General features: G+C 55.4%; 17 protein-coding genes. 5 read left to right on the top strand and 12 right to left on the bottom strand.

All coding sequences use genetic code 11. The annotated features are described in order from the left end of the window. Nucleotides 1-18 precede the first annotated feature (18 nt). The 4 genes from AL479_RS01775 to pdxB all read right to left on the bottom strand — a co-directional run bounded on the left by AL479_RS01775 (nucleotide 19) and on the right by pdxB (nucleotide 3,735). A complete protein-coding gene (locus AL479_RS01775) occupies nucleotides 19-678 on the bottom strand; it encodes a DedA family protein (RefSeq protein WP_105291712.1) in 660 nt (219 codons plus the stop codon). 28 nt (nucleotides 679-706) lie between these two features. Next, the gene (truA, locus tag AL479_RS01780; protein WP_061074838.1) at nucleotides 707-1,519 is read right to left on the bottom strand and encodes a tRNA pseudouridine(38-40) synthase TruA; all 813 of its coding nucleotides are present in this window, start codon (nucleotides 1,517-1,519) and stop codon (nucleotides 707-709) included. Continuing rightward, nucleotides 1,519-2,532 carry an aspartate-semialdehyde dehydrogenase gene (locus tag AL479_RS01785; protein WP_061074839.1) on the bottom strand — a complete coding sequence of 338 codons (1,014 nt, stop codon included), beginning with the start codon at nucleotides 2,530-2,532 and terminating at the stop codon, nucleotides 1,519-1,521. Before AL479_RS01785 ends, truA begins: the two co-directional genes overlap by 1 nt. Nucleotides 2,533-2,598: 66 nt before the next feature. Continuing rightward, nucleotides 2,599-3,735, bottom strand: a complete 1,137-nt coding sequence (gene pdxB, locus AL479_RS01790) for a 4-phosphoerythronate dehydrogenase PdxB (protein WP_061074840.1) — start codon at nucleotides 3,733-3,735, stop codon at nucleotides 2,599-2,601. 103 nt (nucleotides 3,736-3,838) lie between these two features. Here pdxB and flk point away from each other — a divergent pair, with 103 nt between their 5' ends. Further along, nucleotides 3,839-4,840 (top strand): flagella biosynthesis regulator Flk, encoded by a 1,002-nt coding sequence (gene flk, locus AL479_RS01795; RefSeq protein WP_061077911.1) that lies wholly within the window; start codon nucleotides 3,839-3,841, stop codon nucleotides 4,838-4,840. Here flk and AL479_RS01800 read toward each other — a convergent pair. Both AL479_RS01800 and AL479_RS01805 read right to left on the bottom strand, forming a co-directional pair. Continuing rightward, nucleotides 4,837-6,015, bottom strand: coding sequence for an MFS transporter (locus AL479_RS01800; protein WP_061074841.1), 1,179 nt, complete (start codon nucleotides 6,013-6,015; stop codon nucleotides 4,837-4,839). The two genes, flk and AL479_RS01800, sit on opposite strands and share 4 nt — an antisense overlap. Nucleotides 6,016-6,191: 176 nt before the next feature. Then, entirely contained in the window at nucleotides 6,192-6,566 is a 375-nt protein-coding gene (locus tag AL479_RS01805) for a DNA-binding protein (RefSeq protein WP_061074842.1), read from the bottom strand. 169 nt (nucleotides 6,567-6,735) lie between these two features. Here AL479_RS01805 and AL479_RS01810 point away from each other — a divergent pair, with 169 nt between their 5' ends. The 3 genes from AL479_RS01810 (at nucleotide 6,736) to AL479_RS01820 (ending at nucleotide 8,048) form a co-directional block, all read left to right on the top strand. After that, the gene (locus AL479_RS01810; RefSeq protein WP_061074843.1) at nucleotides 6,736-6,996 is read left to right on the top strand and encodes a helix-turn-helix domain-containing protein; all 261 of its coding nucleotides are present in this window, start codon (nucleotides 6,736-6,738) and stop codon (nucleotides 6,994-6,996) included. A gap of 153 nt (nucleotides 6,997-7,149) precedes the next feature. Further along, on the top strand, nucleotides 7,150-7,518 hold the full coding sequence (locus AL479_RS01815) for a CHAP domain-containing protein (protein WP_061077912.1): 369 nt from the start codon (nucleotides 7,150-7,152) through the stop codon (nucleotides 7,516-7,518). Next, entirely contained in the window at nucleotides 7,518-8,048 is a 531-nt protein-coding gene (locus AL479_RS01820; RefSeq protein WP_061074844.1) for a YbjP/YqhG family protein, read from the top strand. The genes AL479_RS01815 and AL479_RS01820 overlap by 1 nt, the downstream gene beginning before the upstream one ends. Before the next feature lie 40 nt (nucleotides 8,049-8,088). Here AL479_RS01820 and fabB read toward each other — a convergent pair whose 3' ends face one another. Continuing rightward, the gene (gene fabB, locus AL479_RS01825) at nucleotides 8,089-9,306 is read right to left on the bottom strand and encodes a beta-ketoacyl-ACP synthase I (RefSeq protein ID WP_042317749.1); all 1,218 of its coding nucleotides are present in this window, start codon (nucleotides 9,304-9,306) and stop codon (nucleotides 8,089-8,091) included. A gap of 157 nt (nucleotides 9,307-9,463) precedes the next feature. Here fabB and mnmC point away from each other — a divergent pair, with 157 nt between their 5' ends. After that, complete coding sequence (mnmC, locus tag AL479_RS01830; protein ID WP_061074845.1) at nucleotides 9,464-11,488, top strand: bifunctional tRNA (5-methylaminomethyl-2-thiouridine)(34)-methyltransferase MnmD/FAD-dependent 5-carboxymethylaminomethyl-2-thiouridine(34) oxidoreductase MnmC; 2,025 nt, start codon at nucleotides 9,464-9,466, stop codon at nucleotides 11,486-11,488. Nucleotides 11,489-11,535: 47 nt separating this feature from the next. On the opposite strand, the gene AL479_RS01835 is transcribed toward mnmC, so the two are convergent. Genes AL479_RS01835 through aroC form a run of 5 tightly spaced genes read right to left on the bottom strand, consistent with a single transcriptional unit; the run spans nucleotide 11,536 to nucleotide 15,113 of the window. Continuing rightward, complete coding sequence (locus AL479_RS01835; RefSeq protein WP_061074846.1) at nucleotides 11,536-11,811, bottom strand: YfcL family protein; 276 nt, start codon at nucleotides 11,809-11,811, stop codon at nucleotides 11,536-11,538. 31 nt (nucleotides 11,812-11,842) lie between these two features. Beyond that, entirely contained in the window at nucleotides 11,843-12,391 is a 549-nt protein-coding gene (locus AL479_RS01840) for an elongation factor P hydroxylase (RefSeq protein ID WP_061074847.1), read from the bottom strand. Beyond that, nucleotides 12,391-13,200, bottom strand: a complete 810-nt coding sequence (locus tag AL479_RS01845; protein WP_061074848.1) for a sulfite exporter TauE/SafE family protein — start codon at nucleotides 13,198-13,200, stop codon at nucleotides 12,391-12,393. The genes AL479_RS01840 and AL479_RS01845 overlap by 1 nt, the downstream gene beginning before the upstream one ends. Next, nucleotides 13,200-14,024 carry a penicillin-insensitive murein endopeptidase gene (mepA, locus tag AL479_RS01850; protein WP_061074849.1) on the bottom strand — a complete coding sequence of 275 codons (825 nt, stop codon included), beginning with the start codon at nucleotides 14,022-14,024 and terminating at the stop codon, nucleotides 13,200-13,202. Before mepA ends, AL479_RS01845 begins: the two co-directional genes overlap by 1 nt. Before the next feature lie 3 nt (nucleotides 14,025-14,027). After that, nucleotides 14,028-15,113: a chorismate synthase gene (aroC, locus tag AL479_RS01855; protein WP_061074850.1), complete on the bottom strand. Its 1,086-nt coding sequence runs from the start codon at nucleotides 15,111-15,113 to the stop codon at nucleotides 14,028-14,030.

Here is a 15,113-nt window from a genome sequence, read left to right on the forward strand (position 1 = left end):
GAACCGCCGAGTTAGTTTCTATTTTGTTACACGTGACGCAGCGCGTTTATGGCGAATAATTTCCGCCACGCCCGGCAGGATCGATACCACAATAATCCCGACTATCAGCAACTTAAGGTTGTTCTGAATCATCGGAATGGTGCCGAAGAAGTAACCGGCATAGGTAAAGAGCAGAACCCACAGCAGCGCGCCTATCACGTTATACGCCGCAAAATGACGATACGACATATGTCCCATTCCCGCCACAAACGGTGCAAATGTTCTGACGATCGGCACAAAACGGGCGAGAATGATGGTTTTTCCGCCGTGTTTTTCGTAAAACTGGTGCGTTTTGTCCAGATAGCTGCGGCGGAAAATCTTCGAGTCCGGGTTACTGAATAGCTTCTCGCCGAACAGTCGACCAATAGTGTAGTTCACCGCATCCCCGACAATCGCGGCAATCAGCATCAACACCACCATCAGGTGCACATTGAGATCGTTGGTGCCCAGCGACGCCAGCGCCCCCGCCACAAACAGCAGGGAGTCCCCTGGCAGGAACGGCGTCACCACCAGCCCCGTTTCACAAAACAGAATCAGGAACAGTATTGCGTAAACCCAGACGCCGTACTCTGCGACCAGCTCCGCCAGGTGCACATCAATGTGCAGGATAAAATCGATGAGAAAGTAAATCAGGTCCATAGTTGCCTATACCTTTGTACGACGCAAATTAGTCCGCCAGAAAGAGCGGGCCCATGGGCGGTTTAGGAAGGTCAAACCGGTCAGGGTAGTCCACCGCAACCAGATACAGTCCTTCGGCCTTCGCCGTTGCCGCTGCGAGCGTTCTGTCCTTTGCCGCTAACAACTCTGCTATCCAGCTCTCCGGCTGGTTGTGGGCACCTACTTCCATCAGGCTGCCAACAATGTTCCTGACCATATGATGTACAAAGGCATTCGCTTTGATATCGACCACCACATACGCCCCATGACGCGATACCGTAATGTGCATCACGTTACGCCACGGCGTGCGCGACTGGCACTGGACGGCGCGAAACGACGTAAAGTCATTCTCGCCAATCAGACACTGCGCCGCACGATGCATGCGTTCGGCGTCCAGCGGCTCGTAATAATGCGTCACACCTTTGCCTAACACCGCCGGACGTAACCGATGATTGTAGATGATGTAACGATATCGGCGAGCCGTGGCGCTGAATCGCGCGTGAAAATCTTCCGGTACAGCTTTCACCCATCGCACCGCAATGTCACCAGGCAAATTCGCATTTACACCCAATGTCCATGCCGCATCTTTACGCAGCGCGGTGGTTTCAAAATGCACAACCTGCCCGGTGCCGTGCACACCGGCATCGGTGCGTCCGGCGCAAAAGACGTTAATCGGTTCATTGGCGACCTGTGAAAGCGCCTTTTCCAGCTTTTCCTGCACACTGCGGACTTCATTCTGACGCTGCCAGCCATAATATTTGCTGCCGTCATACTCGATGCCCAGCGCAATTTTATACACCGGCGATTGTTGCAGGTCAGACATCAGTACAGGTACTCCTGCACCAGTTTTTCCGCAATTTTCACCGCCATCAGCGCGCCGCCAAAGCGGACGTTATCCGCCACGGACCAGAACTGAACCTGTTCCGGCATGCCGTAATCGTTACGCACGCAGCCCACCGACAGATGCGCGCTGCCTGAAGCGTCGCCAACCTGGGTCGGAAAATCACTCTCTTCTGACAGCACAATGTCTTCGCCGCGGGAAAAGGCATCACGAGCCTCTTCGGCAGCCAGTGGACGCAGCGCTTCAAATGCCACCATCTGCGCGTGACCGTAAAACACCGGTGACTGCACGCAGTTTGCCGAGATCAACAACCCGTCATCCTGCATAATTTTGCGTACTTCATCGACGATCCGCCGCTCTTCACGCACGCTGCCTTCGCGATCCGGCAACAGCGGCAACATGTTGAACGCCAGCTGGCGACCAAAGAAATCATCTTCATCAATGGGGATCCCGTTCAGCAGTTTTGCGCTTTGTCCGGCCAGCGCATCGACCGCTTTTTTACCGTGCGCTGATGCCGAAAGCAGACTGGTTACGGTGATGCGAGAAAGTCCACCCTGATCGATAAGCGGTTTCAGCGCGGCCAGCAGTTGACTGGTCAGGCTGTTCGGCACAGCAATCACGTTACGATTGCGATAGTCCGCCAGCACAAACGGGTTCACTTCCGGCACCACCAGCGGAACGTCAGGTTCAAGCGCGAACAGACCGCTGGAATCAATGACCAGACAGCCTGCATTTGTCGCCTCTTCAACCCAGGCCGCCGTGGCCTCAACGCCGGCGACGAAAAAGGCCAGTTGCGCCTGCGTCCAGTCGAACTCGGCCGCATCCTGCACAATCACTGACTTACCACCAAAGCGCAGATGTTCGCCCGCGCTTTCATTACGTGCCAGCGCAAAAATTTCCCCAACCGGGAACTGACGTTCAGCCAGGGTTTCAAGCAACGCTTCGCCAACGGCGCCCGTCGCGCCGAGGACGGCAATATTCCAGCCTTCAGACATGGTGGTTTACTCCAGAAAAGCATAAGCCTCCCTGCCGATTATTCGTCAGGGGGCATTAAGAAGACATTAACGTGTCGGGTGATGAACTGCGTTAAAACCCAGTTTACACAGTAACGCCGCCGCATCTGCGTCGTCGCACATCACATACAGTGAGGACCACTCACGACGCTCGAGGTAATTTTTGCGCAGTTTATCAAATTCACCCGGTATTCCGGCAACGTTGCGCAGCGGCGCATCGTCGCGGCGCACATCATACACCAAATGCACCAGTCTTTTCAGCGTCGGCTGATCCAACGGGCCATGCAGCGTAATGCGGCCAAATTCCGGCGCAGGCAGTAGCGTATCCAGCGCGATATGTTGCTCGCGGCCGATAAACGCGCTCCAGGCTTCAAAGACCTGCGTGGTGCCGCGCGCTTTACCTTCCAGGGTGTAGCCCGCAATGTGCGCGGTGCCAATATCGATCGTGTTCAACAGGTCGACATTCAGGTCCGGCTCGCCTTCCCAGACATCCAGAACCACACTCAGATCCTGTCCGGCGTTAAGACGCGCCAGCAGCGCGGCGTTATCCACCACGGCGCCACGACAGGCATTAATCAGAATAGAGCCCGGTTTCAGACGGGAAATCAGCGCGTCATCGGCCAGATGCAGCGTTTTGTAAGGCCCTTCTTTAAACAGCGGCGTGTGGAAGGTCAGGATATCGGCTTCTTGTACCAGCGCATCAAGCGAACGGAAATCGCCCTCGTCTCCGCGATCCGCACGTGGTGGATCGCATAACAGCGTGCGGATCCCCAGCGCTTCCAGTCGCGCCTGCAGGCGTCCGCCGACGTTACCCACGCCGACAATCCCGACGGTACGATCGCGTAACGCGAATCCGTCACGTTCCGCCAGCATCAGCAGCGCGGAGAAAACATATTCCACCACCGCGATGGCGTTACAGCCGGGCGCCGCTGAAAATCCAATGCCCGCTTGTTTGAGCCACTCCTCATCCACATGGTCAGTGCCCGCGGTTGCGGTACCCACAAACTTGATGGCTTTCCCTTCCAGCAGCGACGCGTTCACTTTGGTGACCGAACGCACCATTAACGCATCGGCATCATCCAGCTCAGCGACAGGGATGGGACGTCCGGGAACCGCTTTGACCTCACCCAGACGACTAAACAATTCGCGGGCATAAGGCATATTTTCATCAACGAGAATTTTCACGTCTGTCGTACCTGTTTGAGAACGAGAGTTAACCGGGCAAGTGTGCCATAATCTGGCCGCCAGGCATACTTTGCTAAGATTGATGGTTTAAGGATAAGTGATGATGCAACCCATTTCCGGTACTCCCGCGCGCCCTCCCGGTGAGGGGCAACCTGCGGTTTCCACGGCGGGCGAACAACCGCTCTCCACGCAACAGCGGACCGTACTGGAACGCCTGATAACGCGCCTGATTTCACTGACGCAACAGCAAAGTGCGGAAGTGTGGGCCGGTATGAAGCACGATCTCGGCGTAAAAAGCGATACTCCGTTGCTGTCGCGCCATTTTCCTGCGGCGGAACAAAACCTCAGCCAGCGTCTCGGCGTGGCCCAGCAAAATCATGCCAACCGCCAGGTGCTTTCACAGTTGACAGAATTACTGAATCAGGGAAATAACCGCCAGGCAGTGAGCGATTTTATTCGCCAGCAGTACGGGCAAACGGCGCTCAGCCAACTCAAACCGGAACAGCTTAAGAACGTGCTGACGCTTTTACAGCAGGGACAGTTGTCGATCCCGCAGCCGCAGCAGCGCCCGGCGACCGATCGCCCGCTGCTGCCAGCCGAACACAATACGTTAAATCAACTGGTGACCAAACTGGCCGCCGCAACGGGGGAATCCAGCAAGCTGATCTGGCAATCGATGCTGGAACTTTCCGGCGTGAAAAGCGGTGAGCTGATCCCGGCAAAGCATTTCACTCATCTGGCAACCTGGCTACAGGCGCGTCAGACCCTGAGTCTGCAACATGCGCCTACCCTGCAATCGCTACAGGCGGCGCTAAAGCAACCGCTGGAAGCCGATGAGCTGGTCAGCCTGAAAGAGTACGCCCAGCAGAACGGGCAGATCCACCCGCAGACGGTACTGACCACCGCGCAGGTGCAGGATCTCCTGAATCAGATCTTCCTGCGCCGCGTCGAACGCGATCGGGAATTAAACGATCCACGCCACATTCAGCCGATTTACAGTCCGTTTGCGCCGGTTATCGACACGCTGCGCTCGTTCACCGCGCGTCCCGGACTGCTGTTCATCGCCCTGCTGGTCGCGTTACTGATTTTCTGGCTGGTCGTCTAGCCCCGGCGAAACGACAGCAGCGTCACCGCTATTCCCAGCACCGCCGAAATCGCACCGGCAAGAAACACGGATGGATAGCCACAGGACGTGGCAAGCAACCCTGCCAGCGGGCCAGTGACCGCGTAAGAGATATCCTGAAATGCGGCGTAGCCTCCCAGCGCCGTCCCGCGAACCTGTGACGGTACGCGTTTCACCACTTCAACGCCGAGCGCCGGGAAGATCAGCGAACACCCCGCCCCGGTTAATGCCGCACCGAGCAGCGCAAACCAGGCCGTCGGCGCCAGCCAGAGCAAGACCAGTCCAACGGTCTCGATCAGCAGAGAAGCGATAGCCACTCTGACCCCGCCACAGCGGTCCGGCATCCAGCCAAACAGCACGCGCATGATCACAAAGGCCCCGCCAAACGCGGTCAGCGTAAAGCCGGCCATCGCCCAACCGTGGCTGGCAAAATAGAGAGAGATAAAGGTACCGATCACGGCAAATCCCACGCCTTGCAGCGCGAGGCCCAGACCCGGTTTCCAGATAAGCCCTACCACGCTCCACAGCGAGGGACGCTCGCCCGCATGGGCCGGTACTTTACGCACCGTTCCGTTAAACGCCCATGCCAGCAGCGGCAACACCATTGTCGTACCCGCAAGACCCGCAAACCCAAAATGGCTGTGGATCAGCAGACCCAGCGGCGCGCCAGCCGCCAACGCGCCGTAAATCGCCATCCCGTTCCACGACATCACTTTACCGGAACGTGCTGGCCCCACCAGACCCAGTCCCCAGGTCAGGGTTCCGGTTAATAACTGGCTTTCCCCAAACCCGAGGATCAGCCGCCCGACGATTAATAACGCGAATTTGATCGGAACAGAAACGGGTAACAATGCCGCCAGTAGCCACGCGCCGCCCGCCAGAGCACAGGCAAACATTCCCTGTAGCGCAGAACGTTTGGCGCCGTACTGATCGGCGAGACGCCCGGCATAGCCGCGCGTCAGAACGGTGGCCAGAAACTGAATCCCTACAGCGATACCGACCATCGTATTGCCGTAGCCCAGTTCATAGTGAACAAACAGTGGAATGACGGGTAGCGGCAGGCCGACCGTCATGTAGGTCAAAAAGACCGCAAATGCGATACGAAAAAGCGATGTGTTCGCTGCAGAGGTTTTTTCTTTATGGGTTACTGCTGTCATGCGTTACTCCAGAATGCAGAGTAAGGCGAGGAAATGCCACGCCCCCTCCACCTGACCGTCAGGATTAAGGTGCGTTGGATAACGTCAAACGCTTACGCATTATCCGGAAGATAATGATGGGCCTGAAGTCTGCCTGTGAGTGGCTAAAGTTGTCAACCGCAAACCATCAGCGCGTATCAATACAGGTTTTCATCGTCAAAAAGTGAAGGCAAGACGGCACCGATGCCTTTGGTCCCAAACAGATAAGTCACCTGTTGCTGCTGTTCTGGCGTCAGGAGTCTGAACATCATATCCCAAATCTCTTTCGGTTCCGCTTCCCAGGCTGATGATTCATTGCGCACCGATGCCGTGTCGCCATCCACAACATAGGGATGAACATAGACGGGGAGAATTGAAATGTGGTATTCCCACGCCTTTGATTTACTGCGCTTGCGTTTAATGCCTTCTTTACCTGCGCTCAGGATATTGAGCCGATTGCGAACAGCGGGGATGCTACCGGGAAAACCCGGTAGGCCAATACATTCCTGTACCGTGAGCCATTCTTTAGACATCATTTCGTTCCTTTCCCCAGTGAAATAAAAATAACTTTTCTTTCTTACGCGAAATTTCAGGGTTATTCTGGCAATACTCAGCCGACAAAAGAAAATCGCCTTCTTTTGTCGCCATGATATAAACCATAAAAATATCGGCGCCGATAACACATCTTCGTAGGATTACAGAATGAGAGAAAAAAGCCAAGACTGGCATCGTGCAGATATTAAAAGTGCACTTGAAAAAAGAGGTATTACGCTCAGGGATCTTTCGCGCGCGGCGGGCTTGTCACCCGATTCGCTACGGAATGTCTTTACCCGCAGTTGGCCTCGTGCCGAGCAGATTATCGCTAACGCGCTGGAAACCACGCCAGACGTAATATGGCCGACCCGTTATATCAATATGCCACCTGTTCCTGCCGCTGAATCGCCAGAGAATAATGAAAACTAATATTTCCTGTATGTTTTATTCTTTGCCGGAATTAATAAATTAATTAGCGAAACACATTGTAGATACCAATAGCACTAAAGGTTATGCCTGACGGAGAAAATATTGTTAATGCTTCTCGTAATCTTTTTACGCGTTTCATTAACAGAGGTTATTATGAGTTGGGATAAAACAGCTGCGGCTAATTATGCAAAATCGCATGCAGGCGCACATTCGCAAAGCCGCTGTGCAGAATTTACCCGTAAAGCGATACAAGCGGGAGGTGTACTTCTTGGCAACACCTACCACGCCAAAGACTACGGTCCAATATTAAAGAGTGCCGGATTTAGCGCGATAGGTACCTATGAGTCTCCTCAGGCGGGAGATGTCATCGTCATTCAACCCTATGCCGGTGGAAATCCAAGTGGTCATATGGCGATTTTCGACGGTTCAGAGTGGTATTCAGACTTCAGACAGCGCGACATGTGGGCAGGACCGGGTTATCGGGCAGCAAAACCGACCTATATCATTTACAGGAAAAAATGATGAAAACCTTCTTATTGTTGCCACTCATCCTGCTACTGTGCAGTTGTTCCACCCCTCCGCGAGACAGTTCTCACGACGTGAGGCAATTTTATCTTTCATGGATGGAGGCATTTACGGTCGATTCGGACAAACCCCGTGAAACCGCAGGATTACTACAACGCTATGTTGCAAAGGAGGTTATCGATCGTCTGACGTTGATTGATAGCTATTATGAGCAAGAGATTGTGGACTCAGACTACTTTATGTATGTGCAGGATTATGCGCCAGAATGGATCCCACAATTACAGGTTGGACACCCGCAACCCTTTCTCGGCGGCGAAAAAGTGATGGTCCAGTTGGGCGGTCCTGTCGACCAGCCCCCCATTCGTCTGGAAGTTTATACGCGCCGGGAAGGAGCACACTGGAAAATCTATCGCGTCAGGGATGTCGGAAATCATTTTGAGCATCCCTTATACAGCGCTGGCGCTATTGCCCAGGCCCGGGCGTGGTCTGCGAAAATCGCAGCAGAATACGAACCGCTTAACAAGTAAAAAGGGAGCCGTTTGGCTCCCTTTTTCATCAGCAACCGTCTTACGCTTTCAGCTTACGCATCACCAGCGTGGCGTTGGTGCCGCCGAAACCGAAGCTGTTCGACATAACGGTGGTCAGTTCGCGATCGAGGGTTTCGGTCACGATGTTCAGACCTGCCGCCTGCTCGTCCATCTCTTCGATGTTGATGCTTGGTGCGACAAAGCCGTGTTCCAGCATCAACAGCGAGTAGATCGCTTCCTGTACGCCAGCGGCGCCCAGAGAGTGACCGGTCATCGCTTTAGTCGCGGAGATCGCCGGGCTGTTATCGCCAAATACTTCGCGAATCGCCCCCAGTTCTTTTACGTCGCCAACTGGCGTAGACGTACCGTGGGAGTTCAGGTAGTCAATTGGGGTATCAACGCCATGCATCGCCATCTGCATGCAGCGCACCGCGCCTTCGCCAGACGGAGCCACCATGTCAGCGCCATCAGAGGTCGCGCCGTAGCCCACGATTTCTGCGTAGATATGCGCGCCACGCGCCAGAGCGTGTTCCAGTTCTTCGACCACTACCATACCGCCGCCGCCTGCAATGACAAAACCGTCACGGTGCGCATCATAGGTACGGGAAGCTTTAGAAGGCTGGTCGTTATATTTGGTGGACAGTGCGCCCATCGCGTCGAACTCACAGGCCATTTCCCAGCCCAGCTCTTCGCCGCCGCCAGCAAATACGATGTCCTGTTTGCCCAGTTGGATCTGCTCGACCGCATTACCGATACAGTGTGCGGAGGTCGCACAGGCGGAGCTGATGGAGTAGTTTACGCCATGAATTTTGAACGGCGTCGCGAGGCAAGCGGAAACCGCAGAGCCCATCGCTTTGGTGACCACGTATGGGCCAACCGCTTTCAGGCCACGCGGGCTACGCATTGCGTCAGCACCGAATACCTGCGCTTTAGACGAGCCGCCGGAACCGGCAATCAGGCCAACGCGCGGGTTGTTCTGATAGGCTTCTTCGCTCAGGCCTGCATCCGCAATCGCTTCACGCATGGAGAGATAGGCATAAATAGAGGCATCGTTCATGAAACGAACCACCTTACGGTCGATCAAACCAGTGGTGTCCAGTTTGACGTTGCCCCATACGTGGCTGCGCATTCCTGCATCTTTAAACTCGTCAGAAAAAGTGATCCCTGAACGTCCTTCACGCAGAGATGCCAGGACTTCCTGCTGGTTATTACCGATGCTGGAAACGATGCCCAAGCCAGTAATCACTGCACGTTTCATTCAATACCTCTGTAATCGCACTATAATAAGTTTCGATTGGCACAATAGCGTACACTTGTACGCCGAACAAGTCCGATCAGCCAATTTGTACTGAAATTTGCGCCGCCTGGCACACATCGCTAAGATCGTGACACTGCCTGTCAGACGAGTAACTTACGTGAAACAATACGCTATACAACCCGCCAACCTCGAATTCAACGCTGAGGGTACACCTGTTTCCCGAGATTTTGACGACGTCTACTTTTCCAACGACAACGGTCTGGAAGAGACGCGCTATGTCTTCCTCGGAGGCAACCGGATCACAGAACGCTTTGTGGAACATTCTCACCCGTTGTTTGTGGTAGCGGAGAGCGGCTTTGGTACTGGCCTGAACTTTCTCACGCTCTGGCAGGCGTTCGCTGCATTTCGCGCCACTCAGCCCGAGGCTACGCTACAAAGATTACATTTCATCAGTTTTGAAAAATTTCCGCTGAACCGTGACGATCTCACAGCAGCACATCAACACTGGCCGGAGTTGGCCGAATTTGCCGGACAACTTCAGGCCCAGTGGCCGTTGCCGCTGGCGGGTTGCCACCGTCTGCTGCTGGATGAAGGACGCGTCACGCTCGATCTCTGGTTTGGCGATATCAATGAACTCACCGACCAACTCGACGACAGCCTGAATCAAAAAGTCGACGCCTGGTTTCTCGACGGCTTCGCCCCGGCCAAAAATCCGGACATGTGGACGCCGACGCTGTTTAACGCCATGGCGCGGCTGGCCCGCCCGGGGGGGACGCTGGCGACCTTTACGTCTGCCGGACTTGTCCGTCGCGGGTTACAGGAAGCTGGTTTTACCATGCAGAAATGCAAAGGCTTTGGCCGCAAACGGGAAATGCTGCGCGGCGTGATGGAACACACTCTCGCCCTTCCAGCGTCAACACCGTGGTTTGCCCGTCAGGGCAGTGAAAAACGCGAGGTCGCCCTTATTGGTGGCGGGATTGCCAGCGCGCTGCTTTCACTGGCGCTATTGCGCCGTGGCTGGCAGGTGACGCTCTATTGCGCAGATGAAAGCCCTGCTCAGGGAGCCTCCGGCAACCGTCAGGGGGCGCTCTATCCACTTCTCAGCAAACACGATTCGGCGATCAATCTCTTTTTCCCTGCGGCGTTTACGTTCGCGCGTCGCCTCTACGATGCCCTGCCCGTGGGCTTCGATCATGACTGGTGTGGCGTCACGCAACTGGGTTGGGATGATAAAAGCCAGCAGAAAATCGCGCAGATGCTGTCGCTGGATTTACCGTCAGCGCTGGCGAACGCAGTCGATGCCGAACAGGCGCGACACCTTACCGGTGTCGACACCGGTTGCGGCGGCGTGACGTATCCCCTGGGCGGCTGGCTGTGCCCGGCGCAATTAACTGCCGCCGTGCTTCTGCTGGCCGAAAAACAGGGACTACGCTGCCACTATCAGCATTCGCTGGCGACGCTTAACCGTTCTGCTTCCGGCTGGGATCTGCACTTTAGCCACGGCGATCGCGCAGAGCATGCCGTAGTGGTGCTGGCTAACGGCCACCAGATTCCCCATTTTACTCAGACACAACCGCTGCCCGTCTACGCCGTCGCCGGCCAGGTCAGCCATATTCCGACGACGCCAGCGCTTTCCGGGATCCGTCAGGTACTGTGTTATGACGGCTACCTTACACCGCAAAACCCGGCCAACCAGCAGCACTGCATCGGGGCCAGCTACCATCGCGGCAGCGAAGAAACGCAGTATCGGGAAGACGATCAACAGCAGAACCGACAGCGCCTGATCGATTGTTTCCCGGCGGCGGAATGGGCTAAAGAGGTTGATGTGAGTGACAACGCGGCGCGCTGCGGCGTGCGCTGCGGCGTGCGCTGTGCCACCCGCGATCATTTACCGATGGTGGGAAACGTTCCGGACTATAGCGCCACGTTGGCGCAGTATGCCGACTTAGCCGACAACAAAGCGGGCGCCGCAAGTGCGCCGGTGTATGACGATTTGTTTATGCTGGGTGCGCTGGGTTCTCGCGGGCTGTGCTCCGCTCCGCTGTGTGCAGAAATTCTGGCTTCGCAGATGAGTGATGAACCGGTGCCGATGGATGCCGCTACGCTTGCAGCCTTAAATCCAAATCGCTTATGGGTGCGGAAGTTGTTAAAAGGAAAAACGATTAAAACACAGATGGGATAAAAAACGCGCCATCCGGCAGGTTGAAATGCCGGATGACGGTGTCGTGATTATTGCGTTGCTTTCTGGAACAGCGCGTCCCACATCTCTTTGACTAACGCCTGATCGCGCGGCGACAACTCACCGGCACCGATAGCGTTTTCCAGGCTGCGGGTGACGTTGGCATAGACGGCCTGAGCAGAATGGTCATCGGTACCTTCCAGTTCTGCGACGGCTAACGTCAGGTGGCCACGCAAATACCCACTGGCAAACAGCTCATCATCGCTTGCATGCTCTACCATGTCGTCGATTAATGCCAGAATGCGTGATTCAAACTCCGCGATCATCTTCTTTCCTCATTGTAACGTGGCACTGGCTTCAGTTGAGCGCTTCTGGCCACGGGAACTGTTCCGCCGTAAGTTCAGGCGTGTGATAATAATCCTGTAATGCCTTGATAAAGCGCGCCGGACGTTCGGGAATCCCCTCCTCCAGATACGCCATCACCTGTGCATGAACCCGACGCTGAAACACCACGCGGTCCGGTTCAAAATCGCCTTCCAGGTTGTCGCAACTGACGTTAAACGGATACCCCGCCGCCACGCAAAATAACCAGTCAAACGCCTGCGGTTTCACTTCCACATCTTCAAACTGGCCCTGCGTCGCCGCATCGCGACCGTCCGGACAATACCAGTAGCCGAAATCCACCTGCTCGCGGCGCGCTTTTCCGGCAATGCACCAGTGCGAAATCTCATGCAATGCGCTGGCGTAAAAGCCGTGCGCAAAAACAATCCGGTGATATGGGATCTCCGCATCAGCAGGAAGATAGATCGGTTCGTCGTCGCCTTTAATCAGACGGGTATTAAAATCATCGGCAAAGCAGCCGTTAAAAATATCAATCAATTGTTCGTAGCGGTGCGTACTGTTCATTAACTCATCCCCAGCCAGTGGAGAATCTCCTGTCCATGGTTATCATAAAGAAGTTTCATACTCATCACCGCCGAGACAATGACGATCATGGGCCGAATCAGCTTTTGTCCTTTGCTTAGTACCAGTCGGGAGCCCATCCGCGCCCCGAAAAATTGGCCGATCAGCATGACAAAACCGGTGGCCCAAATCACTTTCCCGCCGATGACAAACAGCAGCAGGCCGCCAATATTGGAGGTGGCATTCAGCACCTTGGCGTGAGCAGTCGATTTAGCGAGGTTATAGCCGCACAGCATGACAAACGACAGCGCATAAAATGAACCAGCCGCCGGGCCAAAGAAACCATCGTAAAAGCCTACGCAGCCACCGGCCACCAGGGCAAACGGCAGACCGTACAGGCGACGCTGTCTGTCTTCCTCGCCGACTTTCGGCATCAGCAAAAAGTAGAGACCAATGCAGATCACCAGAACAGGCAGGATCTGTCGCAACACGTCTGACTGCACATGTTGCACCAGCAGTGCGCCGCTCATCGAACCAATAAACGTCATCGCGATATTGAGTTTCTGGTCGGCGAGGTTCACCACTTTACGGCGAATAAAATAAATTGAAGAAGAAATCGAACCGCCGCAGGCCTGCAGTTTATTGGTCGCCAGCGCCTGCGCGGGAGACATCCCTGCCGCCATCAGCGCGGGGATGGTCAACAGACCGCCGCCGCCCGCCAGTGAGTCGATAAATCCAGCCAACATTGCCACAAAAAACAACACCATCAACAGCAGCGGAGAGACCATAAACAGGTCCGCAAAATTATCCATTAGAGTACATGCTCATCCAGCAGCGCCTGGCAGGAAGGCGGCAACGGAGGCGGTGTCTTCTTCTCAGGCTTTGTTGTTCCAGGTTTTGGCGGTTCAAACCAACTTTGTAGCTCAGCGCCACAACCGTCGCCCGGAGGAGGCAAAGGCTGATCTTCACACTCAAGGCTATCGGCAGGGCAACGTAATCGTACATGCATATGCGCACGATGCTGGAACCAGGGTCGCACTTTACGTAACCAGTCGCGATCGGTACCGGCATCCAGGCAGAGCTGTTGTTTTATGGCAGGATTCACGAAAATACGCGTGACGTCGTTATCTTTCGCCGCCAGCTTAATCAGACTGGAGATTTCCGGTTTCCACAGGGTCGGCACGACATGTTTACCGTCACGGGCGACCAAATCCAGCGCCTGGGGACGCAGCAGTTGCGCCTGAGTCCAGCGGGTTTTTGGCAACTGCAGGAAAATGTCCACATCCAGACCGGTCTGGTGGCTGGCATGTCCACCGTTAAATCGACCGCCAGCGGGCATTCCCATATCGCCAATCAGCACCGTTCCCAGCCCAAGATTGCTCACCTGCGTACTCAGTCGCTGGATAAACATCACCAGATCGGGATGGCCGAAATAGCGACGCTGATCGGTGCGCATCACCTGATAGTGATCCGACTGCACAGGAAGCGTGCCCGCCCCCACAATGCAGCCGTTCGAGAAACCACCAATTGACTGCGCGCTGCCCGGCACGGGCTGGGTAATTTTCTGCCACGGCGTCGCCGCCAGGCTGGCCGTGCTGGCAAGCAGAGCCAGCAGTGCTATCGCGGTTTTTTTCATTTCTTACCAGCGTGGAATATCCGTTTTGACATCCGCATTTTGCGCCCGTTGACGTAACAGGTGATCCATCAGCACGATCGCCAGCATCGCTTCCGCGATCGGTACCGCACGGATCCCCACGCACGGATCGTGACGACCTTTAGTGATCATCTCCACCTCGTCGCCAAAGCGATTAATCGTGCGGCCCGGAACGGTAATACTGGACGTCGGTTTCAGCGCCATGTGGGCCACGATTTGCTGGCCGCTGCTGATCCCGCCCAGAATACCGCCGGCATGGTTGCTCTGAAACCCGTCTTTGGTGATTTCATCACGGTTCTGACTGCCGCGTAGCGCCACGACGTCAAACCCGTCACCAATTTCGACGCCTTTCACCGCGTTGATGCTCATCAGCGCGTGGGCGATATCGGCATCGAGTCTGTCAAACACGGGTTCACCCAGCCCTGCCGGAACGCCACTGGCGACCACGGTCACTTTCGCGCCAATGGAATCACCCTCTTTTTTCAGCGCACGCATCAGTTCATCCAGCGCGTCGATCTTATCCGGGTCCGGGCAGAAGAAAGGATTTTGCTCAACCTGCGACCAGTCTTTGATCGCCAGCGGAATGTCGCCCATCTGGGTCAGACAGCCCTGAATGGTTACGCCAAACTTTTCGGCGAGGTATTTTTTGGCAATTGCGCCAGCCGCCACGCGCATCGCGGTTTCCCGCGCGGAAGAACGTCCACCGCCACGATAATCGCGCAGGCCGTATTTCTGCTCGTAGGTGTAATCCGCGTGTCCCGGACGAAACACGTCCTTGATGGCGCTATAGTCCTGCGAACGCTGATCGGTGTTTTCAATCAGCAGACCAATGCTGGTCCCCGTCGTTACGCCTTCAAACACGCCAGAGAGGATTTTCACCTGATCCGGTTCGCGGCGCTGCGTCGTGTAACGCGACGTGCCAGGGCGACGTCTGTCGAGATCGTGCTGCAGGTCAGCTTCCGTCAGCGGAATGCCTGGCGGCACACCGTCGACGATACAACCGAGCGCCAGCCCGTGCGATTCGCCGAAGGTGGTTACACGAAAGAGTTGTCCAATTGTATTTCCTGCCAT

Source organism: Citrobacter amalonaticus (assembly GCF_001559075.2).
Taxonomy (GTDB): Bacteria; Pseudomonadota; Gammaproteobacteria; order Enterobacterales; family Enterobacteriaceae; genus Citrobacter_A; species Citrobacter_A amalonaticus_F.

Bases quoted from the DNA above. Each gene is read 5' to 3' on its own strand.
- AL479_RS01815 (WP_061077912.1), top strand. From the start codon at position 7,150: ATGAGTTGGGATAAAACAGCTGCGGCTAATTATGCAAAATCGCATGCA.
- truA (WP_061074838.1), bottom strand. From the start codon at position 1,519: ATGTCTGACCTGCAACAATCGCCGGTGTATAAAATTGCGCTGGGCATC.
- AL479_RS01805 (WP_061074842.1), bottom strand. From the start codon at position 6,566: ATGTCTAAAGAATGGCTCACGGTACAGGAATGTATTGGCCTACCGGGT.
- AL479_RS01820 (WP_061074844.1), top strand. From the start codon at position 7,518: ATGAAAACCTTCTTATTGTTGCCACTCATCCTGCTACTGTGCAGTTGT.
- AL479_RS01845 (WP_061074848.1), bottom strand. From the start codon at position 13,200: ATGGATAATTTTGCGGACCTGTTTATGGTCTCTCCGCTGCTGTTGATG.
- fabB (WP_042317749.1), bottom strand. From the start codon at position 9,306: ATGAAACGTGCAGTGATTACTGGCTTGGGCATCGTTTCCAGCATCGGT.
- aroC (WP_061074850.1), bottom strand. From the start codon at position 15,113: ATGGCAGGAAATACAATTGGACAACTCTTTCGTGTAACCACCTTCGGC.
- AL479_RS01835 (WP_061074846.1), bottom strand. From the start codon at position 11,811: ATGATCGCGGAGTTTGAATCACGCATTCTGGCATTAATCGACGACATG.
- AL479_RS01840 (WP_061074847.1), bottom strand. From the start codon at position 12,391: ATGAACAGTACGCACCGCTACGAACAATTGATTGATATTTTTAACGGC.
- flk (WP_061077911.1), top strand. From the start codon at position 3,839: ATGCAACCCATTTCCGGTACTCCCGCGCGCCCTCCCGGTGAGGGGCAA.
- AL479_RS01810 (WP_061074843.1), top strand. From the start codon at position 6,736: ATGAGAGAAAAAAGCCAAGACTGGCATCGTGCAGATATTAAAAGTGCA.
- AL479_RS01785 (WP_061074839.1), bottom strand. From the start codon at position 2,532: ATGTCTGAAGGCTGGAATATTGCCGTCCTCGGCGCGACGGGCGCCGTT.
- mepA (WP_061074849.1), bottom strand. From the start codon at position 14,024: ATGAAAAAAACCGCGATAGCACTGCTGGCTCTGCTTGCCAGCACGGCC.
- AL479_RS01800 (WP_061074841.1), bottom strand. From the start codon at position 6,015: ATGACAGCAGTAACCCATAAAGAAAAAACCTCTGCAGCGAACACATCG.
- AL479_RS01775 (WP_105291712.1), bottom strand. From the start codon at position 678: ATGGACCTGATTTACTTTCTCATCGATTTTATCCTGCACATTGATGTG.